The organism is Ferrimonas marina (assembly GCF_900129905.1).
Classification (GTDB): Bacteria; Pseudomonadota; Gammaproteobacteria; order Enterobacterales; family Shewanellaceae; genus Ferrimonas; species Ferrimonas marina.
Genome location: NZ_FQXG01000002.1, coordinates 366,747 through 391,441, shown reverse-complemented (window position 1 = coordinate 391,441; position 24,695 = coordinate 366,747). Strand labels below are relative to the sequence as shown.

The 24,695-nt window shown below is 60.2% G+C and carries 20 protein-coding genes; 10 read left to right on the top strand and 10 right to left on the bottom strand.

Annotated features, from left to right (window positions below):
* Positions 1–3 precede the first annotated feature (3 nt).
* Entirely contained in the window at positions 4–1,089 is a 1,086-nt protein-coding gene (locus tag BUC04_RS05470) for an efflux RND transporter periplasmic adaptor subunit (protein ID WP_067658995.1), read from the bottom strand.
* Between the two features lie 100 nt (positions 1,090–1,189).
* On the opposite strand from BUC04_RS05470, the gene BUC04_RS05465 reads away from it, so the two are divergent.
* Both BUC04_RS05465 and BUC04_RS05460 read left to right on the top strand, forming a co-directional pair.
* The gene (locus BUC04_RS05465) at positions 1,190–1,804 is read left to right on the top strand and encodes a TetR/AcrR family transcriptional regulator (RefSeq protein ID WP_234977349.1); all 615 of its coding nucleotides are present in this window, start codon (positions 1,190–1,192) and stop codon (positions 1,802–1,804) included.
* Between the two features lie 56 nt (positions 1,805–1,860).
* Positions 1,861–2,733 (top strand): DUF6268 family outer membrane beta-barrel protein, encoded by an 873-nt coding sequence (locus BUC04_RS05460; protein ID WP_067658990.1) that lies wholly within the window; start codon positions 1,861–1,863, stop codon positions 2,731–2,733.
* Positions 2,734–3,234: 501 nt separating this feature from the next.
* On the opposite strand, the gene BUC04_RS05455 is transcribed toward BUC04_RS05460, so the two are convergent.
* The 9 genes from BUC04_RS05455 to dinG all read right to left on the bottom strand — a co-directional run bounded on the left by BUC04_RS05455 (position 3,235) and on the right by dinG (position 10,513).
* Entirely contained in the window at positions 3,235–3,795 is a 561-nt protein-coding gene (locus tag BUC04_RS05455; RefSeq protein ID WP_067658987.1) for a chalcone isomerase family protein, read from the bottom strand.
* A 116-nt stretch (positions 3,796–3,911) separates the two neighbouring features.
* Complete coding sequence (locus tag BUC04_RS05450; protein WP_067658985.1) at positions 3,912–4,367, bottom strand: DUF2919 family protein; 456 nt, start codon at positions 4,365–4,367, stop codon at positions 3,912–3,914.
* A complete protein-coding gene (locus tag BUC04_RS05445; protein WP_067658981.1) occupies positions 4,364–5,077 on the bottom strand; it encodes a DUF3108 domain-containing protein in 714 nt (237 codons plus the stop codon). Before BUC04_RS05445 ends, BUC04_RS05450 begins: the two co-directional genes overlap by 4 nt.
* An 8-nt stretch (positions 5,078–5,085) precedes the next feature.
* Positions 5,086–5,349 carry a late competence development ComFB family protein gene (locus tag BUC04_RS05440; protein ID WP_067658978.1) on the bottom strand — a complete coding sequence of 88 codons (264 nt, stop codon included), beginning with the start codon at positions 5,347–5,349 and terminating at the stop codon, positions 5,086–5,088.
* A gap of 18 nt (positions 5,350–5,367) precedes the next feature.
* On the bottom strand, positions 5,368–6,267 hold the full coding sequence (locus BUC04_RS05435; RefSeq protein ID WP_067658974.1) for a histone deacetylase family protein: 900 nt from the start codon (positions 6,265–6,267) through the stop codon (positions 5,368–5,370).
* A gap of 5 nt (positions 6,268–6,272) precedes the next feature.
* Positions 6,273–6,998, bottom strand: coding sequence for a DUF2057 domain-containing protein (locus BUC04_RS05430; protein ID WP_067658972.1), 726 nt, complete (start codon positions 6,996–6,998; stop codon positions 6,273–6,275).
* Between the two features lie 21 nt (positions 6,999–7,019).
* Positions 7,020–7,637 (bottom strand): primosomal replication protein, encoded by a 618-nt coding sequence (locus BUC04_RS23855; RefSeq protein ID WP_067658970.1) that lies wholly within the window; start codon positions 7,635–7,637, stop codon positions 7,020–7,022.
* Positions 7,634–8,407: a sulfite exporter TauE/SafE family protein gene (locus tag BUC04_RS05420; protein WP_067658966.1), complete on the bottom strand. Its 774-nt coding sequence runs from the start codon at positions 8,405–8,407 to the stop codon at positions 7,634–7,636. Before BUC04_RS05420 ends, BUC04_RS23855 begins: the two co-directional genes overlap by 4 nt.
* 30 nt (positions 8,408–8,437) lie before the next feature.
* Positions 8,438–10,513 (bottom strand): ATP-dependent DNA helicase DinG, encoded by a 2,076-nt coding sequence (gene dinG / locus BUC04_RS05415; protein WP_067658963.1) that lies wholly within the window; start codon positions 10,511–10,513, stop codon positions 8,438–8,440.
* 63 nt (positions 10,514–10,576) lie between these two features.
* Here dinG and BUC04_RS05410 point away from each other — a divergent pair, with 63 nt between their 5' ends.
* From BUC04_RS05410 to BUC04_RS05375, 8 genes are all read left to right on the top strand, one after another.
* Positions 10,577–12,904 (top strand): DNA polymerase II, encoded by a 2,328-nt coding sequence (locus BUC04_RS05410; protein WP_067658960.1) that lies wholly within the window; start codon positions 10,577–10,579, stop codon positions 12,902–12,904.
* Between the two features lie 243 nt (positions 12,905–13,147).
* Positions 13,148–14,191, top strand: a complete 1,044-nt coding sequence (locus BUC04_RS05405) for a porin (protein WP_143165546.1) — start codon at positions 13,148–13,150, stop codon at positions 14,189–14,191.
* 521 nt (positions 14,192–14,712) lie between these two features.
* Positions 14,713–15,738, top strand: a complete 1,026-nt coding sequence (locus tag BUC04_RS05400) for a porin (protein WP_073325687.1) — start codon at positions 14,713–14,715, stop codon at positions 15,736–15,738.
* A 176-nt stretch (positions 15,739–15,914) separates the two neighbouring features.
* Positions 15,915–17,057: a porin gene (locus BUC04_RS05395; RefSeq protein ID WP_073325637.1), complete on the top strand. Its 1,143-nt coding sequence runs from the start codon at positions 15,915–15,917 to the stop codon at positions 17,055–17,057.
* A gap of 270 nt (positions 17,058–17,327) precedes the next feature.
* Positions 17,328–20,054, top strand: coding sequence for a TonB-dependent receptor plug domain-containing protein (locus tag BUC04_RS05390; protein WP_067658950.1), 2,727 nt, complete (start codon positions 17,328–17,330; stop codon positions 20,052–20,054).
* 91 nt (positions 20,055–20,145) lie between these two features.
* Complete coding sequence (locus BUC04_RS05385; protein ID WP_067658947.1) at positions 20,146–21,921, top strand: tetratricopeptide repeat protein; 1,776 nt, start codon at positions 20,146–20,148, stop codon at positions 21,919–21,921.
* Between the two features lie 642 nt (positions 21,922–22,563).
* Complete coding sequence (locus tag BUC04_RS05380; protein ID WP_174522310.1) at positions 22,564–23,337, top strand: DUF3450 domain-containing protein; 774 nt, start codon at positions 22,564–22,566, stop codon at positions 23,335–23,337.
* Complete coding sequence (locus BUC04_RS05375) at positions 23,337–24,695, top strand: MotA/TolQ/ExbB proton channel family protein (RefSeq protein WP_067658943.1); 1,359 nt, start codon at positions 23,337–23,339, stop codon at positions 24,693–24,695. The genes BUC04_RS05380 and BUC04_RS05375 overlap by 1 nt, the downstream gene beginning before the upstream one ends.

Here is a 24,695-nt window from a genome sequence, read left to right as displayed (position 1 = left end):
CACTTACTCCTTGCCACTGCGCGGACGGATGCGTTGACCACTGCTTAGCGCCTGCAGGCCGGTGATGATCACCGGCTCCTGCTCATCAAAGGCTCCTTCGACGTAGGCGTAATGGTCGTCGGCGTGCAGCAGGGTGATATCGCGACGCTCCACCTGGTAGCCCTGTTCGGACTGAGCCGCCACCATCAGGTTCCAGCGACCCCGCAGGCCACTGACCAGCGCCTCCAGCGGAACTCGGGCGGCACTCTGGGGTACCTGCTCTTCGAGCTCCAGGTAAACCAGATCGCCGTTCACCACCGGGGTTCCCTCCGGCAGGGCAAAGCGCAGCTCGACGGTGCGGGTGGTGGCGTCCACCTCGGCGCTGCGGCCCAGCAGCTGAGCCGGGTAGCGCTGTTGATACAGCCGGACCTGGTATTGCTGCTCCGGTGACAGCCGGGACAACAGCCGCACCGGCACGCCGACCCGGGCTTCGCCCTGTTGGTCGGGCACCAGGGTCAGCACCGGTTGACCGGGGGAAACCACCTGGCCCGGAGCCAGTTGGCGCTGTGACACCACGCCGTCAAAGGGCGCAAGCAGCCGGCTTTTTTGCTGACGGATGCGGTTGGCGTTGAGGCCGGCCTCCAGTTGCTGGCGCAGCGCGTCCAGCTCCAGCTGTTGGCTGTTGAGCTCATCCAGCTGCTGCTGGGATTGGTAGCCCTGGTCCTGCAGGGTTTGTTGCCGTGCGATGGTGGCATCCACCAGTTCGCGCTGGGCCGCCACCTGGCGCAGGTTGGCCTCCAGCTGGGTTTCTTCACTGCGCAACAGCGCGTCATCCAAACGGGCCATCACCTCGCCCCGCTGCACCCGCTGACCGGTATCCACCTGGATCTGCTCCACGACACCGGCCAGCTCGAAGCCGACACCACTGGTGGCGGAGGAGGCGATGCGACCGACAAAGCGGTGTTCTACCGGGTAGTAGGGCTGGCGGGTGAGGGGCTGGGTGACCACCTCCCGGGCGCTGGCCTCGGGTTGGTCGGTGGCTGTGGCCTGGGGCTGGCATCCTGCCAACACAGCGATAAGGGCCAGGGGGACTAGGCTTGCACGGATCACGGCTGATGTCCTTAATGTGAACTGTACTGTCCAGTCTAGTTTGACAAAACTAGACTGTCCAGTTTGAATGTAACCATCAGGTATTAAAAAGGTAATGGACATGGTGGATACTTTGACCCCGCGCTCTGAGCAAAAACGCCAGCAGATTGTGGCGTCAGCCAGTGCACTTTTTATGCAGCAGGGCTACGTCACCACCAGCATGGATGAGATCGCCCAGCACGCCGGGGTCTCGAAGCAGACTGTATACGCTCACTTTGGCAGTAAGGATGAGTTATTCACCTATTGCATCCAGAGCAAGTGTGTCGGTGCCGAGCTGGTGCCTGAGGCGATGTTGGGGGAGGATATCCGGGCAGAGCTGATGGCCTTTGCCGATCGCTTTACCCAGATGGTTCACAGCGAGGAGGCGGTGTACGTCTACCGTCTGTGCGTCAGTCAGGCGGAGACCCACCCTGAGCTGTCGCGGCGTTACTTCGAAGCGGGGCCGGACCGGGTACGCGGGATCCTGTCGGAGTACCTGGCACGGGTAGCAGCAGCGGGCAAGCTGGTAGTCCCCGATGCCCGTCTGGCCGCAGAGCAGCTGCTGCTGATGGCGCGGGGGATGGAGCACCTGAGCTGCGAGCTGGGGTTGCCCTGCGAGGAGAGTGATAGCCAGCGCCATGCCCGGCTAAGCAGTTGCATAGATTTGTTTTTAAGAGGCTATCAATTCCAGCAGTGATCCGGACCGGGGCGTTCGGAGTAGGGATAGCGTTGGTTGTGACAAGGAAGAACAGAATGAAGTGGTTGTACGGTTTATTGGGTGCCGCGCTTTTGGTACCCGGGACGATGGCAAGACCCCAGAACGTTTCCCCCTGGGAGCTGGATGTGACTGCGGTGCAGTTTGAAGACGGCAGTGCCAGTGAGGATGGGGAGTTTAGTGACGGTAGCCTGCAGGCCAAGCTGGGCTATCGGATGCGGCTTGGGCCGCAATGGATGCTGGGCAGCAACGTCAGCTTCGGCCAGCGTCGTTTCGATTTCGACAACCCGCTGCTGTTTGATGATCGCTTACCGGCCTGGGATCACCGTCAACAGGTGGGGCTGGGTTTCAACGTCATCCATCTGCTCAACAAGGAGTGGAGCGTCATCGCGGCGCCCCGGTTCCAGTGGGCAGCCAGTGACGATGCCAGCCTAGGAGACGGCTTCAGCTACGGCATCCTGGCCGGGGGGATGCGCAAGTTTGGCGACGATCTGCAGCTGGGTTTGGGTGTGTCCTACCTCAATGACGTCGACGAGACCAAGGTGATCCCCATCATCCTGGTGCGTTGGCAGATCACCGACAAGCTGAAACTGGATAACCCCTTTGAGCCGGGCTTTGCCGGTGGTGCCGGCCTGGAGCTGAGCTACCGATGGAATCCGCACTATGAACTGGCGTTTGGCGGTGCCTATCGTGGCGACCGCTTTGCCGTCAGCGACGGTTCGGTGGAGCTGCAAAATCCCCTGGCCTTCCTTCGTGTTTCCTACTTTCCCAAGGCCAGCTGGGACCTGTCGCTTCTGGCGGGCTACCGCTTTGATGGTGACTTTGAATGGCAGCCGGACAACGGCGCCAAGCAGGAGCAGGAGCTGGACGGTCGCCTCGGCGTCGGCGTCAGCTTCGCCTTCCGCTTCTGAGCTTATTTTGTCTTATCTGACTTAGATGCTGGGAACCGGCTCAATCATAGCTGAGGGTATGGGAAACCCTGTGCTCTTGGCCGACTTGGCCGTTCCAGTGCATCCCTGCACTCACGGCATTGATGCTTCCTGCATGGCAGGCCGCCCGAGCGTAGTGGCTAAAGTTTAGGCAGAAGGCCAGGGTGAAAACCGAAGGTTTGAACGCGAAGTCAGGGATGACGTAGCCGGACTTTGACGTGTAGCAGGGACTGCGCAACGACAAAGGCCTGAGTGGCTCGCGGAGACAGGACGTCGACTCGAGCCAGTGCCGCAAACTTTCGACACGAAAGAGAGGAGTAGCGGCGACCGGAGGCATGCGGGGGTTACAAGCGGGGCGCGCAGCCGGGGCGCGACGCCCCCTTGGTTGGCCGCTCTTCAGCATCCATGCTGCCGCGGCATTTGTGCATCCTGCACGGCTCGTCGCCAACGCGACAAAAAAGGCGCCTCTCGGCGCCCTTTTTGTTACTTACCCAGCATCTGGGATTTCAGTTTCTTGTCCGCGGGCTTATCCCCCAGCCAGATGGCGAACAGGGTGCGGCGGAAGTCGTCGCCCTCGATCAGGGTCAGCAGCTGGCCGTTCTTGTAGGCTTCCAGGCCAACACCCGGGATGGACACCATGGTGAACTGGTCATCGATCTCCACCGCTTCGTCGAATACTGCCAGGAAGCGATCCAGGCGATCCCGCAGCGGGGCGACGTTGCCACCGCTGGCGGTGTCGAAGCCCTCTTCGATGGTGTCGATCATCCGGTCGGAGGTGATCATGCCGGAGATGATGTTCAGGCGAACGGCGCTGATGCCATCGGTGTCGAGGATGGCGTTAGCGTCCAGGCCGCTTTGTTCGGCGTAGAGGGAGCCCACGTAGAGCTTCATAAAGAACTTGGAGCGCACGCCGGCACCGTAGTAGTTCAGGTTGGTGTCCTGAACCTCGATGCTGGGCTGAAGGGTCACGCCGGAGAGGGTTTCGGCCTTGGCCGGGGCGGTGGTCGCCAACAGGGCAACCAGGGCAAAGATAAGATTTTTCATTGTAATCTACTGCTGTTATCGAAATTCGCGCCAATAAATATCACGCTGACTTTCGGTCAACAACATGAAACTGGCATGACCAGTTTCGCCGGGATCCCGAGGCGGATCCGCCCCGGCTAGGCCAGGTCGCCCTGGGTGGCGAACACCCAGCGGCTGTCGCGGCTGGCCAACAGGTACCAGCCGATCCACAAAGTCAGCATCAGCATCGCCGCCGAGCCCCATTGAAACAGGCCATGGTGCAGGTAGAGGGTGTAGAGCTGCAGCAACAGATCCAGTACCCAGGTCAGCAGCAGCAGGGGGTAGCCGTGACGCCACAGGCCGCCGACCCAGCTATGGCGGGCCCGAAAGGCCTGGAGCGCCAGCAGGGTCAGCGCCGGCAACCCCAGGGCCAGACCCAGGTAAAAGGTTTCGGTTTGGGGGTAGAACAGCGCCAGCAGCTCGCTGCCATGTTGGCGACTGGCCGCCGCAGCGACAAACAGTAGCCAGGTGCGGGCCAGAAAGGCCATAGCGATGTAGAGCCACAGGCTGGGGCGGGCCCAGCCCTGGTCATTGAGACGGTGAAAGGGGATCACGGCGTGGTCTCTTCATCGTGCCAGAACACTTCATTGATCTCGATATGCAGCCAGGGCACCCCCAGCCGGCTGATCTTGGCCTTGACCAGCAGGCCGTTGAGCTCCGGTGAGAACCAGAAGCGGGCCACCCGATCCTTGTGCAGATGATCCTGCACCATCAGGTGGGCGGGAAGCTCTCCCAGGTCCGTCTCCAGGATGTCGGTGCCCTTGTGCTCAAACAGGTAGTCGCGGGTCTCTTCGCCCCAGGTGTAGGACAGCTGCTCCGATTGCCGGGCCTGACCGAGCAGGTACACCAGCAGGGTCGGCTCCCATTGGGCACGGGGGAATTCGTCGCTGTCCGGCAACTCCTCGTCGTTGAGGCTGACGGTAAAGCGCTGGCTGTCGTCGAAGCTGCCGGCCAGGTTACGGGTGCTGAACAACCCCTTGAGCTTGCTCTGGTAGTGCAGCGGCTGGATCTTACCGTCACGGTAGAGGAACTCACTGCTGTGAGACAGGCCGCGGCCCAGTACGCAGATCTTGCCGCTGGCGTCGTAGCGGTAGTGATCCGGGCCCAGCTGGGTCAGGGTCAGCTTGCCCTTACCACAGGGCAGGCCGCTGCTGCTGGCCTGGTAGGTGGCGGTAAAAGGTCGAAGGGTCTCCGCCAGGGCCGGAAAGGCCAGGGCCAGAGTCAACAGCGCCCCGATAACGGGGCGCAGGAACAGCGTCTGCAAGGCTTACCTCATTCGGTTCGCGGATGTTGATGCAGGAACAGCAGGGCTTCATCCAGTGCCTGCGCGACCTGTTGCTCCATCCGGATACGCTCCTCACCCAGTACGTAGTTGGCCATGTCCACGTGGTAGCGGATATAGCGGGCGGGCAGCTTGTTCAGGGTCAGGCAGACCAGATCCGTCAGTGGATCCTCTGCCAGCTTCTCCGACAGGCGCCGATCTTGGATCGCCTGTCGAACCAGAAATTCATAGTAGTTTCGAATATCCCAATCCATGGTGGTACAGCCTCCGTGTTAATCCACCTCGCGCCCGGCGGCAAACAGTTGCAGGTGGCGCTCAGTCAAATCCTGATGCCTGTCAGCATACCCGCCTCCAATCACGGCGGCCAGTGGGATCTGCCGTTGCTGGCAGGCATGAAACACCCGGCGGTCGCGACGGCGCAGGCCTTCGGTGGTCACCGCCAGGTGGCCCAGGGCATCGTCGCCGTGGATGTCCACTCCGGCGTCGTAGATCACCAGGTCCGGACGATAGAGATCCAGCACCCAGGGCAAGACCTGGTCCAGGGTGGCGAGATAGTGCGCGTCATCGATGCCCGGGTCAAGGGGGATGTCCACATCCGACGGTTGCTTGCGCGCAGGGAAGTTGTTCTGGCAGTGCAGCGATACGGTGATCAGGCTGTCGTCGCCCAGGGCCAGCGCCGCGCTGCCATCGCCCTGGTGCACGTCGCAATCGAAGATCAGCACCCGTTCCACCCCATGGTGCTGCTGCATCAGCCGGGCAGCCAGCACCAGGTCATTGAACACGCAAAAGCCGGAGCCGAAATCCCGGTGGGCGTGGTGATAGCCTCCGGAGAGGTGGCAGGCTCTGCCGTGCTCAAGCGCCAGCTGGGCGGTCAGGTAGCTGCCGCCACAGGAGAGCAGGGTGCGCTGAACCAGGGTGTCGCTCCAGGGAAAGCCGATACGACGCATCGCCCGGCTGGGCAGCTGGTCGCTACAGAACGCTTCAATGTAATCAGGGCAATGCACCTGACTGAGCTGTTCGAGGGTGACGGGGCTGGGTTGGTGCTCAAGCTCCGGGGGGAGCCAGCCCTGCTGATGCAGGGCCTGGTGCAGCCGGCCGTACTTGCTGATGGGGTAGCGGTGTCGGGCCGGCAGCACCAACTGCGAATAGATGGGGTGGTAGACGCAGTGCACGGAGCTTACATCTGGGTGATGGCCCAGCTCATAAAGGCTTTGCGGGTCTGCTCATCGGCCTGCTCCCACCAGTACTTCAGCATCGCTTCGGCCTGGGGGTTGGCAGCAGCGGGAGCCTGGGCCGCAGCCTCAGTGGCGACGGGCGCTGCTGCCACCGGGGCGGCGGCTGCAGGGGCGGTGGTGGCGACTGCAGCGGGCGCACTGGCGGCGCTGCTGGTGGCCACGGCAGCGGTGCCCACTGCGGTAGCGGCAATGGCGACCTGCTCGACGGTCTGGCCCGGTGCCGGCTCGCCCAGCATGCGGTCAAACAGGTTAGGATCGTCCCCTTCGGTCAGGTTCTGGTTGAAGGCCACCTCGTTACCCTGGCGGTCGGTGATCACCACCTTGGGGGCTTCGGCGAAGGCCTTGGCATCACGGATATTGCGGATCCGGCTGGCCAGGGCCACGGTGTACTCCTGGCCACCGCTGGCTTGCAGCTCAATCACAAAGGGGTTGGACTCCACCTTTTCATGGCCGTCGCCGATGGACTCGGGCACCAGATCGTTGTACTTGAGGGCAACCCGGTTGACGCCATCCTGCAGCTCCACCTTGGACTTATGGCTGAACAGGCTGGTGCTGACCTTCTCGCCATTGAGGCCAACGTAGGTCAGCTCCATCGGGATGCGCAGGGTATCGGCCCAGGCGGCGGGCGACAGGATCAGGGCGGCGGCAACGGCTAAGGCCTTGTGCATGGGAGCTCCTTGCAACGGGATTCAGTAACGGGGCTTTTCCAACCAGGCGATGCGCTGCTCAATGTAGGTCATTGCCTGGCGGCATTTTCCCAGCCGCTTATGCAGGGCCAGGATTTCATTCTGTAGTGTGATTTTGTCGTTCGCAGGTGTGATGTCAAGCGCCTGTTCCATCTGCTGGATCTTCTGCACCATCTTGTCTTCCCAGCTTTTGTGCTTGGCCAGCTCCTGGTGCAGCTTGTGGCTGGAGTTCATCACCGATTGGTCGATCCACTGGTAATCGCTGTTCTTGCTGCTGCGGCCGCGGGCACTGAGCTGGTTGCCCCGTCGGGCGGTGTCGGTGTTGGCCAGCGCCTGCATCAATGCCTCGAAGCGCTCGCCAAAGCGCTGGCACGCCAGCCCCAGGGTATCGCCGGTGGCGCCTACCTGCACCATCTGTTCAATCTGTTTCAGGTCGCGACGCAGCACCTCCAGGCAGCCGGCCAGGCTGGCCCCCTGCTGCTCAAACAGCTGCTCGTGGAAGCGGGATTTATGATGGAGCCATCTCTTGTCGGCGTCGCTGAGCTGGGCATCGTGCTGATGCACCTTGGCTTCCAGTGCGGCCAGCTGGGCCTTGAGCTGCTCTAACTGATGGGCCCTCACAACCAGGCATCCCAGGCCAGCTTCAGCGCCATCACCATCACCACGGTGATAAACACCGGGCGGATAAAGCGGCCGCCAAAACGGATGGCGGAGTGGGCACCGAGCCAGGCGCCGGCCATCAGCGACAGGCCCATGCTGATGCCGATGCCAAAGTGGACATAGCCCAGGCCGATAAAGAAGCCCAGCGAGGTGGCATTGCTGACAAAGTTCATGCTGCGGGCCAGGCCGGAGCTGAGCAGGATGTTCATCCGGTACAGCGCCATCGAGGAGGCGGTCCAGAAGGCGCCGGTGCCGGGCCCGGCAAAGCCGTCGTAGAAGCCGATGGCCAGACCCTGGCCCCACTGGCGGCGATGGATGGTGCGGGTCGGCTTAGGCAGCTGGTGCTGCTCCTCTTTGGGCGAACGGCTGAACAGGGTGTGGACGGCGATGGCCAGGATCAGCAGCGGCAACACCCGCTCCAGCCAGTCGACACTGATGGCGCTGACCGCCAGGGTGCCGACCATGGCGCCGACAAAGGTGCCGACAAAGGAGCGCTTCCAGAAGGTGGGGTCAAACAGCTTCTTGCGGTAGAACGCCCAGCTGGCGGTGCCGGAGCCAAAGGTGGCCGCCAGCTTGTTGGTGCCCAGGGTCAGGTGCGGTGGCAGCCCGGCGGTGAGCAGGGCCGGGATGGTCAGCAGACCGCCGCCACCGGCGATGGCATCGACAAAACCGGCCAGGAAGGCCACCGCGGCCAGGGCCAAAAGTATGTCCAGCGAAAGAGCCAGTTCCAATGTGTCACTCCTACAGCGAAAGGGTCAGGCTCAGTATTCAATATGCCGACGATAGGGGGGCAGGGAGTTGAGCAGCGAGGTGCCGTACTGTTTGGTCACCAGGCGTCTATCCAGGATGGTGATCCTGCCATAATCCTGCTCGTTGCGCAGCAGGCGACCGCAGGCCTGCACCAGTTTTTTCGCCGCATCCGGCACCGCTAGCTGGACAAAGGGGTTGCCCCCCTTGGCCTTGATGTACTCAGCGTGGGCCTGGTCCACCGGCGAGGTGGGGACCGAGAAGGGCAGCCGGGTGATCACCAGGTTGGTGAGGTAATCGCCGGGCAGATCGAGTCCCTCGGAGAAGCTTCCGGTTCCCATCAGGATCGAGGGCTTGCCGGCGTCGATGCGCGCCTTGTGTTCGCGGATCAGCTCCTGTCGGGGCGATTCCCCCTGCACCAGCACGGGCAGGCGCTTGAAGCGGCGCAGGGACTCCGCCACCGATTCCATCTGCCGGTAGGAGGTGAATAGGATCAGGCTGGCGTTCTGCTCCTCCAGCAGCTCCGGGATGAGGCGGTTGAGCTCGTCGGAGAAGGCATCGTTGTTGGGCTCTACCTTGACCTTCGGCAGGAACAGGGTGGCGTTGTCCTTGTAGTTGAAGGGCGAGGGCAGGTTGATGAAGCGGGTGCCGTCGTTGGCCTTCAGCCCCACCTGGTGGCGGTAGTGGTCGAAGTTGCCCAGCGCCATCAGGGTGGCGGAGAGCAGGGCCACCCCAGCGGCTTTGCTCCACAACAGCTCCTCCAGCAGGTAGCCGATCTCGATGGGCGAGGCGCTGAACATATGGTCGTCACGCTTACCGTCGAGCTTTTCGATCCAGCGGGCCTGGGGCGCGCCCTTCTCCGGCACCGGCCGGGCCAGCATCTGCCAGGTGGCGTTCTGAGACTCCTGGCGCTGCAGGGCAAAGCCCAGATCCGCCACCAGCGGCTCCGCCTTGTGGCTCTTGAGCTCACCGTCCTTAACCGCTTCCATCAGCATCTGCTGCAGCTTATTGAGCCGCTTAAGCGCGTTCTTGCTGCTGCTTTGCAGGTTGTCCACAAGGGTCACCAGCGGGCCCGGTAACACCCCTCCGGCAAAGCGATGACGGCGGTCCTCGTTGTCGAACAGGAAGGCATTATTGTCGCAAAAGGACTGCAGCTGCTTGAGCCCCTCGAGCTGGGCGTCGATGTCCTCCGACAGCTCCTGGGCGACAATGGCCGGTTTGTCCGAGGCCAGCTCACGAGCCAGCTTATGGGCCAGCTTCTCCAGCTTGTTGAGGGCCTCCATCGAGCCCTTCACCGTGGCGTTGGCAGCAGAGAAATCCCGGGCTACCTGGGGCAGGTGGTGGGCCTCATCCAGCACGTAGTACATGCTGTCCGGGTCCGGCAGGATCTTACCGCCGCCCAGCTCCAGATCCGCCATCAGCAGGCTGTGGTTGATGATCAACACATCCCAGCTGTCCATCTTCTCCCGGCTCTTGTGGAAGGGGCACTCGCGGTGGGCCGGCAGCTGGCGGTTGCAGCTGTGTTTGTCCGAGGCGATCTGCATCCAAAGATGATCCGGCACCGGCTCCGGCACCGAGTCCACCTCGCCGTCCCATTTGCCCTCGTGATAGGCAGTGTGCAACCGCTTGAGCAGGGCCACGTCGGCGTCGGCGGGTTTACTTTCCCACAGCGCCTGCTGGTTGTCCGGCACCTCGCCGGCTAGCAGCTCCAGCTTGGACAGGCAGACGTAGCGCTGTCGGCCCTTGGCCAGGCCGTAGCGGAACTGCAGGCCGCTGTGGCGCTGCAGCAGCGGCAGGTCTTTATTCACCAGCTGCTCCTGCAGGGCCACGGTAGCGGTGGAGATGCAGATCTTCTTGCCCTGGGCCAGGGCCAGGGGCAGGGCGCCGAGGGCGTAGGCCAGGGATTTACCGGTGCCGGTGCCCGCTTGCACCACCACGATGCGGCGCTGCTTGTCATAGGCACCGGAGAGGGTCTTGGCGATCTCGGCGATCAGGTAGTTTTGCTCCTTGCGACGGACAAAATTGGGGATCGCCTCGGCGATGTTGTTGTAGGCGGTCCGGGTCGCCTTTTTTACCTTGTCGCTGAGCATAACACCTTCGAATGGGGGGATTTTGGCTGTACATAATACCAGTAGCTGAAGGACAATGCTTGGATGCAATCGCCCTCTTTTAGCCAGGGGTGGATCCTCGGTCGCGAGCAGCGTCCGGGCCCCGATGGCGCCGAACTGATCTACTGGCTCAGCACCGAATCAGGCCCCCTGTGTGTCTCCCTGCCGGGACAGCCCTACCGTGGTTTTATCCTCGAAAGTGAGCAGGCCGCCTGGCGCCAGTGGCTGGGCGCGCGCTCCGGTTGGCAACTCACGCCGGTGCCGGCCCAAAGCTTTGCCCGCCAGCCGGTGTTGTCGCTGGAGCTGAGTGATCACTCACTGTGGCAAACTGCCCGGCAGCAGGCCGAGCAGCAGGGTTGGGCATTGCTGGAGGCGGATATCCGCCCCCAGGAGCGCTACCTGATGGAGCGGTTTATCCGCGCCGGGGTGGCGGTAAAGCACCAGGACCATCGATTGCTGGCGGCTCGACCGGCCAACCCCACCCACCTGCCCAGCCTGGTATCGCTGGACATCGAGTGCAGTCGTCATGGCGAGCTCTATTCCATCGGTTTTTACAGTGCCACCGATCAGCGGGTGTTGATGGTGGGCGAGCCCAGCCCCTCGGACGGCCGCTTCTCACTGAGCATGGAGTTTGTTGCCGACGAGGCGGCGCTGCTGCGCGGCCTGCTGGATTGGTTCGAGCAACATGACCCGGACGGCATCATCGGCTGGGCGGTGGCGGGCTTTGACCTGGCCCTGCTGCACAAGCGCGCCGCCCACCATGGTTTGCGCCTGGCATTGGGGCGGGACGGCAGTGAGCCAAGGTTCGAGCAGCGTGCCGGGCCGGGCCGGGATTGTGTTATCGCCGGGCGCCTGGTGCTGGATGGCATTGAATGGCTTAAGGCGGCGTTCTACCAGTTTGACAGCTATGCCCTGGATGCGGTGGCCACCGAGCTGCTGGGCGAGGGCAAGGCCTGCGACGACAGCGCCCACCGTATGGCGGAGATCGAACACAACTTTCACCACGATAAGTGGGCGCTGGGGCATTACAACCTCAAGGATTGCGAACTGGTGTGGCGGATCTTCGAGCACACCCGCCTGCTGGAGTTTGTCCTGGCCCGGGGCCAGATGACCGGGTTGGAGCTGGACCGCACCGGCGGCTCGGTGGCGGCCTTCACCTTCCGCTACCTGCCGCTGCTGCACCGCAGCGGCTTCGTTGCCCCGGACCTGACCGACACCAACATTCCGCCCAGCCCCGGCGGTTACGTGATGGACTCCCGACCGGGGCTGTACCGCAACGTGCTGGTGCTGGACTTTAAGAGCCTCTATCCCTCCATCATTCGCAGCTTCCTGATCGATCCCATGGGGATGGTGGCGGCCGAGGCAGAGGCGGATCCCAGCCTGCTGGTGGAGGGCTACCGGGGCGCCCGGTTCCATCGCCAGCATCATCGCCTGCCTGCCCTGATTGCCGAACTGGCGCAACAGCGGGAGCAGGCCAAGCAGGCCAAGGACCAGCCGCTGTCCCAGGCGATCAAGATCCTGATGAACTCCTTCTACGGGGTGCTCGGCGCCGCAGGGTGTCGCTTTCATGACCCCCGTCTGGCCAGCTCCATCACCCTGCGCGGCCACGACATCATGAAGGCCACCCGGGAGTGGGTAGAGGGGCAGGGGGCCCAGGTGATCTACGGCGATACAGATTCGCTGTTTGTGCATCTAGGCGATGACAAGACGCCGCAGTGGTGTCAGCAACAGGGCCAGGCCCTGGTGGCGGGAGCGAACGCCTATTGGCAGCAATCCTTGCAAAAGCAGGGATTGGAAAGTGCCCTGGAGCTGGAGTTTGAAACCCAGTTTGATCACTTTTTCATGCCTACCATTCGTGGCTCGGAGCAAGGCTCGAAAAAACGCTATGTCGGTGCCATAGAACAGCAGGGCAAACTGCGTCTGGTGTTCAAAGGGATGGAGACGGTACGCAGCGACTGGACCCCACTGGCTCGTCAGCTTCAGCAGAGCCTGTACCAGCACTGGTTCGAGGGCAAGCCGGTTACCCCGCTGCTGAAACAGTGGATAGCCCGGGTGCGGGACGGCGAGTGCGATGAGCTGTTGGTCTATCGCAAGCGCCTGCGTCGCGATCTGACCGACTACGCCGCCAATCCCCCCCATGTGCAGGCCGCTCGGCTGGCCAATGAGCATGCCGGTCGTACCCGCTACCGCCGGGGCAGCCGCATCGCCTACGTGATCACCGCTCTGGGGGCGGAGCCGTTGGAGAGCGCCCGCGGCAAGCTGGATTACGAGCACTATGTGGAGAAGCAGATCCGGCCGGTGGCCGAGCCGGTGTTGGCGGCGATCAACAGCGACTTCGAGCAGCTGGACGGCGGCCAGATCGGCCTCTTCTGAATGTTAATAAACAGTTGTAAAAACTGCATGTAAAACAAAATGAAGTGGAACAAGTCGTAAAATAACCTGTCATTCAATTGGTAATGTCGCCCACTCGTCAAAAAGTGTGATCTTGCTCTCTTTTGGCCTTCCTTCGCCTCTGCTACTGTCCCTCGCCATCAGCGGATGAAACAAAAAGTTCCCACGGAATAAACAGGGAACAGCAAATCAAAAAAATCTCGCTCGAATGGTTAGGCACTCCCAATGAAAAAGACTTTGCTCGCTGCTGCGATCCCGGCTTTGATGGTCGCAAACGCTTCCGCTGTTGAACTCTACAACGACGGCAAGAACTCCTTCGGCATCGGTGGTCACATGACCATCCAGGCCAACGTATCCGACGGTGATGTTGAAGTGGGCGGTAACTCCCCGCGTATGAACTTCTCCTGGAACTCCGATCTGGGTAACGGCTGGGCGCTGGATTCCCGCATCGAGTACGGTTTCTCCGACATCACCGGCGAAAACTCCGACGTACTGTTCCACCGTCTGGGCTACATCGGCGTTGGCCACGACGACTACGGTCGTGTGTCCTTCGGTAAGCAGTGGTCTGCCTACTTCCTGATGGCCGCTCACGCGACTGATCAGCCGATCTACATCAGCTCCGACGCTCTGCACACCTACGGTGGCGCTGGCGGCTCCCACGGTAACCTGGGTCTGGGTCGTGCTAACGATTCCATCCAGTACGCCAACGACTTCGACATCGCCGGCGGCAACCTGGCCTTCGTTCTGCAATACCAGGGCGTAAACGGTGAGTTCGACGATCGTGCTTCCTTCGGTCTGTCCTACGGCTTCGGCGACTTCCAAGTGGGCTACGCCTACAGCGGCGGTGACGTAAGCTTCGAGCACGGCACTGTTGACGTGAACACCCAGGTGGCCTCTTTCAACTACGGCACCTACGGTGACGGCCTGTCCCTGGCAGCTGCTTACTCCTGGGCTGAGAACGTACAGGGCTACGGCATCGATTCCGACGGTTACGAAGCTGTAATCGCTTACGGCATCAACAACCTGACCTTCGCGGTTAAGCACCAGTACCTGGAGCAGGACAACCAGTTCGCTCAAGGCACCGATGCCCAGATCATTGATGGCGCAGCCTTCAACCACACCTTTGCTACCGTTGAGTGGCAGGTAGCTCCGAACTTCGTACCCTTCGTGGGCTACACCGTGGAGCACGACCTGGACATCACCGATGCCCAAGGCAACCTGATCACCAACGACAACAACTTTGCCATTGGTGCTCGTGTCTACTTCTAAGTCCTGCTGACTTAGCCAAAGGCCACCGCAATGCGGTGGCCTTTTTGTTTGCCCCTTTCCTAACCTGACCGCAGTCCTGGCCTCGGTCCTGGCATTAGTTGCCGGCAACCCTGTCGTTCACCGTGAGTGCATTGCGAGGGCGGTTCCTTTCCCTGTTCTGCCGTGCCAAAGCGCCTTTCCCCTGTGTTTGTCGACGCTGATCAGCGCCCCGGTACAGCCTGGATTCAACCGCGTCAGCGCAAACTTTCCTGCCACTTCTATACGCAGATTTACCTAGGTGGTCAGCTTGTGTTGTCGGTGTTAAAGCGCAGTTAAATTCGCAAGCGATTTAATGCGTGAACTGTGATCATGCGCGGCTCTTTGCGCCGCTTTCCCCTTGCCTAGCACAACCTGAGATCCCGCTCACATCTGGGTCGAATTGGATTCGGTAGTGTCTCCGCATCGAACGACGCACCGATGCACAGGCGACTAGGAGCCTGACGATCGGGCACCCCCTACCAGAGATAGATAGGTTTCAAATGATGAAGAAGACCCTGCTCGCTACTGCCGTATCCACCTTGATGGTGGCCAACGTTTCCGCCGTTGAACTCTACAACGACGGTAAGAACTCTTTCTCCGTTGGTGGCCACCTGACTGTCGAACTGAACGACAACAGCGGTGATACCAAAGTAACCAGCAACTCCCCGCGGATTAATTTCTCCTTCGACCGCGATCTGGGCAACGGCTGGGCACTGGACAGCCGCATCGAGTGGGGTCTGAGCGCCTTTGTAGATAGCAAAGACGACGTTCTGTCCAACCGTCTGGGCTACATCGGTGTGGGCCACGACACCTACGGTCGTATCTCTGCCGGTAAGCAGTGGTCTACCTATGTTGACGTCACTGGCGTAACTGACCAGCCGATCGCCTGGGGTTCCGACTCCCTGTTCACCTACGCCAACGGCACCGACGGTGGTGACCTGGGTCTGGGTCGTGCCAACAACGCCATGCAGTACCGCAACGGCGTCTCCTTCGGCAACGCCGGTGACCTGAACGTGGGTGTTCAATGGCAGGGTGTCAACGGCGAGTTTGACGACCGTATCGGCGCCTCCGCCACCTACAACGTGGGTGCGGTGAAGCTGGGCTACGCCTACAGCGGCGGTGACGTGGATTACAGCAACGTAGGTCAAGGTGTCCTCAACGCCACCTCTCAAGCGGTGTCTGTTGCTTACGGTACCTACGGTGATGGCCTGAACATTGCTGCCGCCTACGCCTGGTCTGAGAACCTGCAGACCCTGAACAACGAAGCGGGCAGCGCCGTGACTGAAGAGGCCAACGGCCGCGAAGTTCTGGCTGCTTACGGCCTGCAGAACGGCATCAACGTTTACGCCCTGTACCAGGGTGTGGAAGATGACACCAACGGTCTGACCATCCAGGAGTACACCAACTTCGGTGTGGAGTACAACCTGAGCCCGAACACCGTTGTCTACGGCGCCTACAAGGTAGATCACGGTAACGACATCCGTGACACCGACGACGCCTTCGCCGTGGGTGTGCGTATCTACCTGTAAGCACCCCAACGGATAAGAAAAGCCACCGCAATGCGGTGGCTTTTTTGTTTCTATCGAGTGGTTTGCCATGCCTATTTGCCCTAAAGCCTCACTTGCTGGCGTACTTTCATTCACGCAGCCAGATCTTTGACTAGACTCAAGCCAATACACCCCGGAGTCTTACGAAGGATCGTACTATGCTGCGCCCTGTGTCATTGGTTTTACTGACGGTTTCATTGCCTGCTTCGGCTTTGGGGCTGTACGACGACAACATCAACCATCTTGCCCTTGGCGGCCATGCCGGTCTAAGCATCGTTCAGCAGGGGGGCGACACCGCGGTGGTGGACAGCTCGTCACGGATGCGCTTCCACTTTACCCGCCAACTCAGCCAGGGCTGGCAGACCGAAGCACTGATGGAGTGGGGCTTTAACCTGGTGGACTCCGGCACCGATCTGCTGCTCAACGGTGACGCCCTGCAGAGCCAGCGTGAAGGACAGTTCCTGTTCAATCGCTTGGGCTTTCTGGCCCTGCAACACGACGGCTGGGGCCGCCTGTCCATCGGTAAACAGTGGTCTGTCTATTACGACATCGCCGCCTTTACCGATGAATTCATCACCACCGGTGGCCTGGCGTCTGGCACCTATAACTTCGGTACCGACGGCGGCCTGTCCGGCACCGGCCGGGCCGACAGCGCCATCCAGTACCGTTACGACATCAACAACTTTCACCTGGGGCTGCAGTACCAGGCCAGTGCCGAAGGCACGGTGGGCTTTATTCCGCCTGAAGAGTGTGAAGAGGAGAGCCCACCGGAGTTCTGTCAGCAACTGGAAGACTTTGAGATCAGCCACGACGATAGCTGGGGCGCCTCGGTCCGTTACGAGTTTGCCGGTTTCACCTTTGGCGTCGGTTATAACCGCGGGGACTTTAAGTCCGCCAACCTCGGCAGCGCCCGGGACGAGGCGATCATCTACGGCATCCGCTACGGCCGGATCTTCCAGCCGGGCTTGTACGTGGGGGCCAACTACGCCGACACCGAGAACCACGAACTGGACAACCAGAACCGGGTATTTAACGGCGATGGCTACGAGCTGATGGTGAACTGGACCTTCGAAAACGGCCTCACCATTGTCTCCGGACTAAACTGGTTGGAATCGGACGATCCGGAGTACGAAGCGGCCAATGGCACCTTTAAACGTGCCTTGTACATCCTCGGCGCCCATTATCGCTGGGGTCCGCTCACCAAGTTTTACATAGAAGGCAAGCTGGACGACAGCGAGTTTGGCGTTGAGCAAGGTTCGGATGATGATGTTATAGGCCTTGGCGCACGATTCTATTTTTAACGCTTTTCCACTGGTAAGACCTAAAACACCCCGAGGCATCGCTGCCTCGGGGTTTTTTTTTAGTGCTTCGTCTTGGACTAGCCCATTTTGATTTGTACATATTGGTATACGCACTGATAACAAAATGTTGCAACAAGGTTGATTGTATTAAAGGGTTCTGGTTACATCGGCGTTGACAGATTGGGTTTCTGCCCAACAAAACCTCGCCAGGGAGCGGTCGGTGAGGAAAGGAAAACAAAAAAACACACTGATGTGTCCAGGGAGATAAACATGCATAACAGCAGCCTCGTATCAAAAGCTGTTCGCTTTGCGTTGGTAGCAGGCGCTACGTCTGCGGCTTTCACTGCACCGGCCGTTTTCGCCGAAGAGGAAGGTGTAGAACGCATTGAAGTAACCGGTTCTCGCATTAAGCGTACCGACCTCGAAACCGCCAGCCCCATCACCGTCTTCTCCTCCGAAGACATCGCCAACACCGGTGTGGCCACACTGGAAGACTTCGTTCAGACCATCCCCGCCATCAACGGTGGTGCTGAAGGTTCCTCCATCAACAACGGCTCCCGTGGTTACGCGACTGCGTCCCTGCGTGGTCTGGGCTCCGGTCGTACCCTGGTGCTGATCAACGGCCGCCGCTTCGCTTCTGGCGACCTGAACTCCATCCCCACCTCCTACGTTGAGCGTGTGGAAGTTCTGCGTGATGGTGCTTCCACCATCTACGGTTCCGACGCCATCGCGGGTGTTATCAACTTCATCACCAAGAAAGACTTCGAAGGCCTGGAAGTTAACGCTCAGTACGACGTGACCTCCGAAGGCGACGGTGAGAAGACCCTGTTCTCCGTAACCACTGGTGCCTCCAACGACAAGGGCAACGTGGTTCTGTCTCTGCAATACACCAATCGTGAAGAGATCTACCAGGGTGACCGCTCCTTCTCCGAGTGCCCGATCTTCGAGCGTGACGGTGCTAAGGTGTGTGGTGGTTCCGGTACCATCCCCTACGGTCAGTACTTCTACCTGGATGGCGAGCCTGCCGGTGGTTACGTAAAAGATCCGGGTACTGGCATGGAACGCCCGTTCGACCAGGCCATCGACGGCTTTAACTACGCCACCACCTCCTACATGGTGACCCCGCAAGAGGTGTTCTCCATCAACGGTGCCGGTCGCTACGAGATCACCGACAACCTGGGCGCCTTCCTGGAAGGTGGCTTCACCAACCGTCAATCCGACCAGCTGATGGCGCCGGAAGGCACCTTCTGGGGTCCGGTCATGCCGGCCACCAACCCGGGTAACCCGACCGGTGAAGACCTGGTTGTTTACCGTCGTCTGCGCGAAACCGCCGGTCGTGCCTTTACCCAGGATTTCTCCGACTACCGCATGGTGTTCGGCCTGGAAGGCACCGTGGGTGAGTTCGACTGGGACATCGCCTACAACTTCGCCCGTTTCGTTGACTCCCGTCTGGACCTGGGTCGTGTAAACCCGACCCGCATCGAGAACCTGCTGGATCCGGCCCTGTGTGCCGAAGACCCGGCCTGTCTGGCCGCTGCTCCTGATGGGTCTTGGGATATCCTGACCGCAGGTACCCTGACTCAGGACATGATCGACTACGCCTTCGTTCCGAACTCCCCGGTAATTCGTGGTGAGACCCGTCAGTTGATGGCCAACATCTCCGGTGGCCTGTTCGGTGTTGAACTGCCTGGCGGTGAGATCATGTGGGCCGCGGGCTACGAGAAGCGTTGGGAAGAGTACCAGTCCGTACCGGACGGTGCCGCTTCCATCGGCCAGATCTACTCCGTTGCCGGTGACCCGACAGAGGGTGCCTACTCCATCGACGAAGTCTACGCAGAATTCGACTTCCCGATCCTGAGCGGCATGTTCCTGGCCGAGTCCCTGCGCTTCACTGCAGCGGTACGTTACTCCGACTTCGACTTCCTCGACGACAGCTCCACCAACACCAAGTTTGGTCTGGAGTGGGCGCCGATCGACGGTCTGTTGCTGCGTACCACCTTCGCTGAAGGCTTCCGTGCCCCGGGCATCACCGAGCTGTTTGCCCCGCAGGCGGAAACCAACCTGGCCTACAACGATCCCTGTGAAAACTGGGGTACCACTGCCAACGCCACTGTCGCTGCCAACTGTCAATCTGAAGAGATCCCGGCTGACTTCGAGCTGTCTTCTGACCAGTCCTCCACCATCGTCGGTGGTAACCCGGATCTGAAGCCGGAAGAGTCTGAGAGCTTCACTGCTGGTTTCGTTTACAGCACCGACTTCGGTCTGAGCTTCGGCATGGACTACTACGACATCGAGATCACCAACGGTATCGGTACTGCTGGTACCGACAACGTGATCAACGGTTGTTACAACAGCGCCAACTTCTCCAGCGGCCTGTGTGACTTCATTCTGGGCCCTGAAGCCCTGGGCGAAGCCGCTTGGCGTGCCGGTGACTACCGTAACGCGCTGGGTAACGTTTCCGGTATCCTGTTGACCAACGCTAACCTGTCTACCTTCGAAACCTCCGGTATCGACTTTGACATCTCCTACGCCACTGAGCTGGGCGGCGGTGATTTCTCCGCGGTACTGAACGGCACCTACCTGGACAAGTACAACTATGTACCGTTCGAAGGCGCCGAGAAGGTTGAGCTGGCTGGTAAAGTAGGTGCGGACCAGTGGGAAACCACCCTGGCGGCCTTCGCCGAGTGGCGTACCAACCTGACCCTGAACTACGCGATGGACAACTGGGCTGTGAGCTGGCAGACCCGTTACCAGTCTGAGTCTGAGGATCTGTTCGCTTCCGAAGACAACCTGGATAACTACGCCGACTCCATCTTCTACCACGACGTACAGGGTACCTACTTCGTACTGGAGAACACTGCCCTGACCCTGGGTGTGAAGAACCTGTTCGACGAGGAAGCCCCGTACATCTCCAACAACCAGGACATGAACACCATCCCGGCGTCTTACGACACCGCTGGTCAGTACTGGTACGGTCGTATCACCGTGAAGTTCTAAGTCCAACTTAGTTCTGACAAAGGCCAGCCCTCGGGCTGGCCTTTTTGTGTCTGACAGGGAATGATGGAGCAAAGGAGTTAGGAGGTACCGGATGGATCCCAATCAACAGATGCAGCGAGCGATGCAGCTGTTTCAGCAGCGTCAGTATCAAGCCGCTTCCCCGCTGCTAGAGGGCCTATTGGCCCTGCAACCCAAACACCCCAACCTGCTTTATTTGCAAGCCCAATGCCTGCGCCATCTGGGCAAGGCTGAACAGAGTGAGCGAGTGTTCCAGAAGCTGATCCGCTGGCACAAGCACCCGGCGTTTCACTGCGGTTACGCCGGCCTGCTGGCCAGTGTGAACCAGCCGCAACAAGCCCTGGCCCAGTTCGACAAGGCGCTGGCGCTGGACAGCGGATTTGCCGATGCCCACTACAACAAGGCGCGACTGCTGCAACAGCAGGGGCACAACGCAAAGGCCCAGGGCCACTACCAACGTGCGCTGTCACTGCAGCCCAACCACGGCGGTGCCCAGCTGGGGCTGGGGCAAACCCTGGTGGCCGAGGGGCAGTTGGACCAGGCGGAATCAGGCTATCAACAGTGGCTGAGTAAGCAGCCCCAGGATCACCGCATCCTCTACCAGCTGGGGCAACTGCTGCTCAAGCGCGGCGAGTTTGCCCAGGCCCTTGGCCAGTTAGAGCAAGCCACTCAGCTGGCCGGGGGGCCACCGCTGTACCGCAAGGCACTGGCTGAGTCCTTGTTTCTGTTGGGGGAAACCGAGCAGGCCAAGCAACACTACCAGGCCTTGCTGCAATCTGCCCCAAGGGACAGGGACCTGTTAGACCGGCTGTTCCGACTGCGCTGGCTCAGTGACGAGAGCGACAGCTTTGTCGATTACCGCCAGGCGGGGCAGGGGGCCGAGCAGGACGCGCTGCAACTGGATTTTGCCAAGCGCTTACTTAAAGCAGAGCGGCAGGACGAGGCGGCGGCGGTGCTGGATCGCTACCTGTCCCGTCAGCCCAACCATGGCGATGGCCTGGCGATGTTGGCCCACCTGCAGCGGGAACAGGGCGATCTGCGCCAGGCCCTGCAGACCCTGGATCGCTACAGCCAGGACGGCCATGACCAGGTGGATTACGAGCGGGCCCTGACCCTGCTCTGTTTGGGTCAGTCCGAGCGGGCATTGGCTCTATTGGACAGCATGCTTGTGCGCCAGCCGGATAACCAGGGTTGGTGGGCACTCAAGGCCACCGCGCTACGACTGTCCGGTGACGATGCCGGCTACCGGGCGCTCTATGACGTTGATGGCTTGGTGCGGGTGTTTGACCTCAACGATCAGCTTGGCTCTGAGATGGAGGCACTGCGTCAGGAGTTGATCCAACTGCACCAATCCTTGCGCTACCCGATGGAGCAGTCTCTTCGCGGTGGTACTCAAACCGAAGGGCACCTGTACCAGCGCCGCAGTGCCAGGATTGGCCAGGTGGCGTCGGTGATTGAGCAGCGTGTCGGTGAGTTTCTTGCTGGCTTGCCGACCCGGGCGGACCACCCCAGTCTGCGGGTAAGCGGCGGACGTACCCGCTTCAGCGGTGCCTGGTCGGTGCGGCTGCAGCAGGAGGGTTACCACCGCGATCACTTCCACAACGAGGGCACCTTCAGTGCTTGCTTCTACGTCAGCGTGCCGGAGGAGGTGAAGCAGAGCGAGGCAGGGTGGCTGAAGCTGGGTCAACCGGCGCTCAGTCGCCATATTGAGCTGCCGCCGGATACCCTGATCCAACCCAAGGAGGGGCATCTTGCCCTGTTCCCTTCCTGCATGTGGCACGGCACGGTGCCACTGGCCCAAAAGGCCGAACGGATGACCATCGCCATGGACCTGGTGCGGCTTCCCTGATCTTCGCATAACTGTCGATTGTGTCTTGTTGGGCGCAATCGGCAGCTAGTTCTTTGAAATTGACAAGATTGTCAATTATCTCCATTTCACCGCGCAATCGACCAAGATTCACCCTGTCGTTCAGTTTCGCATCAATCCCGCAGGCCAAAACGGCCCTCAATGTGCTGATGAGCCGGGTTCGAAATCAGATTGTCATAAAAATTTTTTTTCTGGTTCGAATCCAGTTTGGTTGATGTTTGAACAGTGGTTGGTGGTAGTGATTTCTCTCGCTCATGCCTGTCGGGGTGAATGATTTCACTGCAAGTGCGCACCCAGCTCCCGATCTGCGACTCAATGTGACCTAGATCCAGTTTTTTTCTCTTATGAGGTTTTGGTCTGGTGAACCTTGTTTGACAGTAGCTTACTGATGTTGGTCGTTTGTATGGATTCATGAGCGGATATTTGTGGTGGGTAACATAGTTGACACAACTTACGGCGCTATGAAAAGATTCGTGGGCATGTGCACCGTAGACCAAGTGCGCATGAAGGGAATAACAAATAGTAAAAGACGGGACTGGCTCCAACATTACGCTGAGTAGCACACACAAGATGCTGTTTGGGGCCGTGGACTCACTACAAGACTGGTTGGGAACTATGTCCGTGATGAAAAAGACCAAGCTCGCCTCTGCAGTGATCGGTGCAGTAGCACTGACTGTAACTGGCATGGCTTCAGCCGCTGATGCGCTGACCAATATCCAGAACGCTGATAAGCAGATCCAGCAGGACGCTGTTAATTCTCAGCAGAAGATCAACAAGCTCTACGACCAAACTCAAGACATGCTCTACGAGTACCGTCAGGTTGTGGACGAAACCGAGACCCTCGCACACTACAACGATTACGTGCAGACCCTGGTCGATGACCAGGACCTGCGTATCGCCTCCCTGCAAGAGCAGATCAACGGCATCGAACGCACCAAGCAGGGTGTTGTTCCGCTGATGACCCGTATGATCAGCTCCTTGGAGCAGTTTGTTGCCATGGACGTACCGTTCAAGGCCGATGAGCGTACTGCTCGTGTAAATCGCCTCAAAGAGGTGATGGGCGATTCCAACATCTCCACCTCCGAGAAGTACCGCCTGGTTCTGGACGCGTACCAGATCGAGAACGAGTACGGCAACAAGATGGACGCTTACGAAGGTAAGCTGAGCATCGACGGCAAAGAGCTCACCGTGGATTTCTTCCACCTGGGCCGCGTGGTGTTCCTGGCTCAGTCTCTGGACCAGCAGAACGCCTGGGTTTGGGACAACGAAAGCCGCAGCTGGAACGCGCTGGGTGACGGCTCCATGCGTGCCGTGTCCAACGCCATCAAGATGGCTCGTCGTCAGGCCGCTCCGGACCTGATCAAACTGCCAGTACAAGCCGCGGAGAGTGCAGAATAATGAAAAAGATCATCACTACTGCCGTTGTTGCAGCGGCAATGACCCTTTCCGCTGCCCCGATGGCCGCGGAGCAAAATGCTCAATCCCTGGATCAGCTGCTTAAGCAGATCCAATCTGACCGTCAATCCGAAGCACGCATCAACAAGCAGCGTGAATCGGAGTTCACCTCTGACCGTGCCGACAAGCAAGCTTTGCTGAAGAAGGCCAAGGCCCAGCTGGCTGCCGAAAAGCAGCGTGGTGAAGACCTGTCCAACAAGTTCACCAGCAACGATCAGGAGATCGACCGCCTGAGCCACGACCTGGCTTCTGCCACCGGTGACCTGGGTGAGATGTTCGGTGTGGTACGTCAGGTGTCCGGCGACATGTCCGGTCAGCTGCACGCTTCTCTGATCAGCGCTCAGCTGCCGGGTCGTGCCGAGTTCATGGCCGAACTGGGTGCCGCTAAAGAGCTGCCGACCATCAAAGAGCTGGAAGAGCTGTGGTTTGCCCTGCAGACCGAGATGACTCAATCCGGCAAGGTTGTGACCTTCAACACCGACGTGACCACCCCGCAAGGTGACGTGAGCGAGAAGGCCGTTACCCGTATCGGTAACTTCACCCTGCTGGCTGACGGCGAGTACCTGAACTACAACCCGCAGACCGGTACCATCGTTCAGCTGCCTAAGCAGCCGGAAGGTTACAAGGTCAAGACCGTGGGTGAGTTCCAGAACCTGGCCGCTGGCCAATCCTCTGAGCTGTTCGTTGACCCGTCCCGCGGTGCCCTGCTGGCGGTATACACCCAGAAGGCGACCCTGCAGGAGCAGTTCGAAGCCGGTGGTGTGGTTGGTAAGATCATCGCTGGTCTGCTGGTATTCGGTCTGCTGATCTCCGTTTGGAAGATCGTTAGCCTGACCCTGGTTTCCGGCAAGATCCGTTCTCAGATCAAGAACATCGACAACCCGGGCAACAACCCGCTGGGCCGCATCCTGGGCACCTACCACGGCGCCAAAGATGTCGACGTCGAGACCCTGGAGCTGAAGCTGGACGAAGCCATCCTGAAAGAGACTCCGAAGATCGAATCCGGCGTCAACATCATCAAGGTACTGGCTGCCATCGCCCCGATGCTGGGTCTGTTGGGTACCGTAACCGGTATGATCGCGACCTTCCAGGACATCACCCTGTTCGGTACCGGCGATCCGAAGATCATGGCTGGCGGTATCTCCATGGCATTGGTAACCACCGTATTGGGTCTGGTTGCTGCTCTGCCGCTGTTGCTGATGCACGCCTTCGTAGCTGGCCGCGCCAAGTCCGTGGTTGACGTTATCGAAGAGCAAAGTGCTGGCATCATCGCGGCCCACGCTGAACAGCGAGGCAAGTGA

Excerpts from the sequence above, each read along its gene's own strand:
- dinG (WP_067658963.1), bottom strand. The coding sequence starts at position 10,513 with ATGCTCAGCGACAAGGTAAAAAAGGCGACCCGGACCGCCTACAACAAC.
- BUC04_RS05410 (WP_067658960.1), top strand. The coding sequence starts at position 10,577 with ATGCAATCGCCCTCTTTTAGCCAGGGGTGGATCCTCGGTCGCGAGCAG.
- BUC04_RS05400 (WP_073325687.1), top strand. The coding sequence starts at position 14,713 with ATGAAGAAGACCCTGCTCGCTACTGCCGTATCCACCTTGATGGTGGCC.
- BUC04_RS05405 (WP_143165546.1), top strand. The coding sequence starts at position 13,148 with ATGAAAAAGACTTTGCTCGCTGCTGCGATCCCGGCTTTGATGGTCGCA.
- BUC04_RS05375 (WP_067658943.1), top strand. The coding sequence starts at position 23,337 with ATGAAAAAGATCATCACTACTGCCGTTGTTGCAGCGGCAATGACCCTT.
- BUC04_RS05395 (WP_073325637.1), top strand. The coding sequence starts at position 15,915 with ATGCTGCGCCCTGTGTCATTGGTTTTACTGACGGTTTCATTGCCTGCT.
- BUC04_RS05380 (WP_174522310.1), top strand. The coding sequence starts at position 22,564 with ATGAAAAAGACCAAGCTCGCCTCTGCAGTGATCGGTGCAGTAGCACTG.
- BUC04_RS05455 (WP_067658987.1), bottom strand. The coding sequence starts at position 3,795 with ATGAAAAATCTTATCTTTGCCCTGGTTGCCCTGTTGGCGACCACCGCC.
- BUC04_RS05440 (WP_067658978.1), bottom strand. The coding sequence starts at position 5,349 with ATGGATTGGGATATTCGAAACTACTATGAATTTCTGGTTCGACAGGCG.
- BUC04_RS05385 (WP_067658947.1), top strand. The coding sequence starts at position 20,146 with ATGGATCCCAATCAACAGATGCAGCGAGCGATGCAGCTGTTTCAGCAG.
- BUC04_RS05430 (WP_067658972.1), bottom strand. The coding sequence starts at position 6,998 with ATGCACAAGGCCTTAGCCGTTGCCGCCGCCCTGATCCTGTCGCCCGCC.
- BUC04_RS05465 (WP_234977349.1), top strand. The coding sequence starts at position 1,190 with ATGGTGGATACTTTGACCCCGCGCTCTGAGCAAAAACGCCAGCAGATT.
- BUC04_RS05460 (WP_067658990.1), top strand. The coding sequence starts at position 1,861 with ATGAAGTGGTTGTACGGTTTATTGGGTGCCGCGCTTTTGGTACCCGGG.
- BUC04_RS05390 (WP_067658950.1), top strand. The coding sequence starts at position 17,328 with ATGCATAACAGCAGCCTCGTATCAAAAGCTGTTCGCTTTGCGTTGGTA.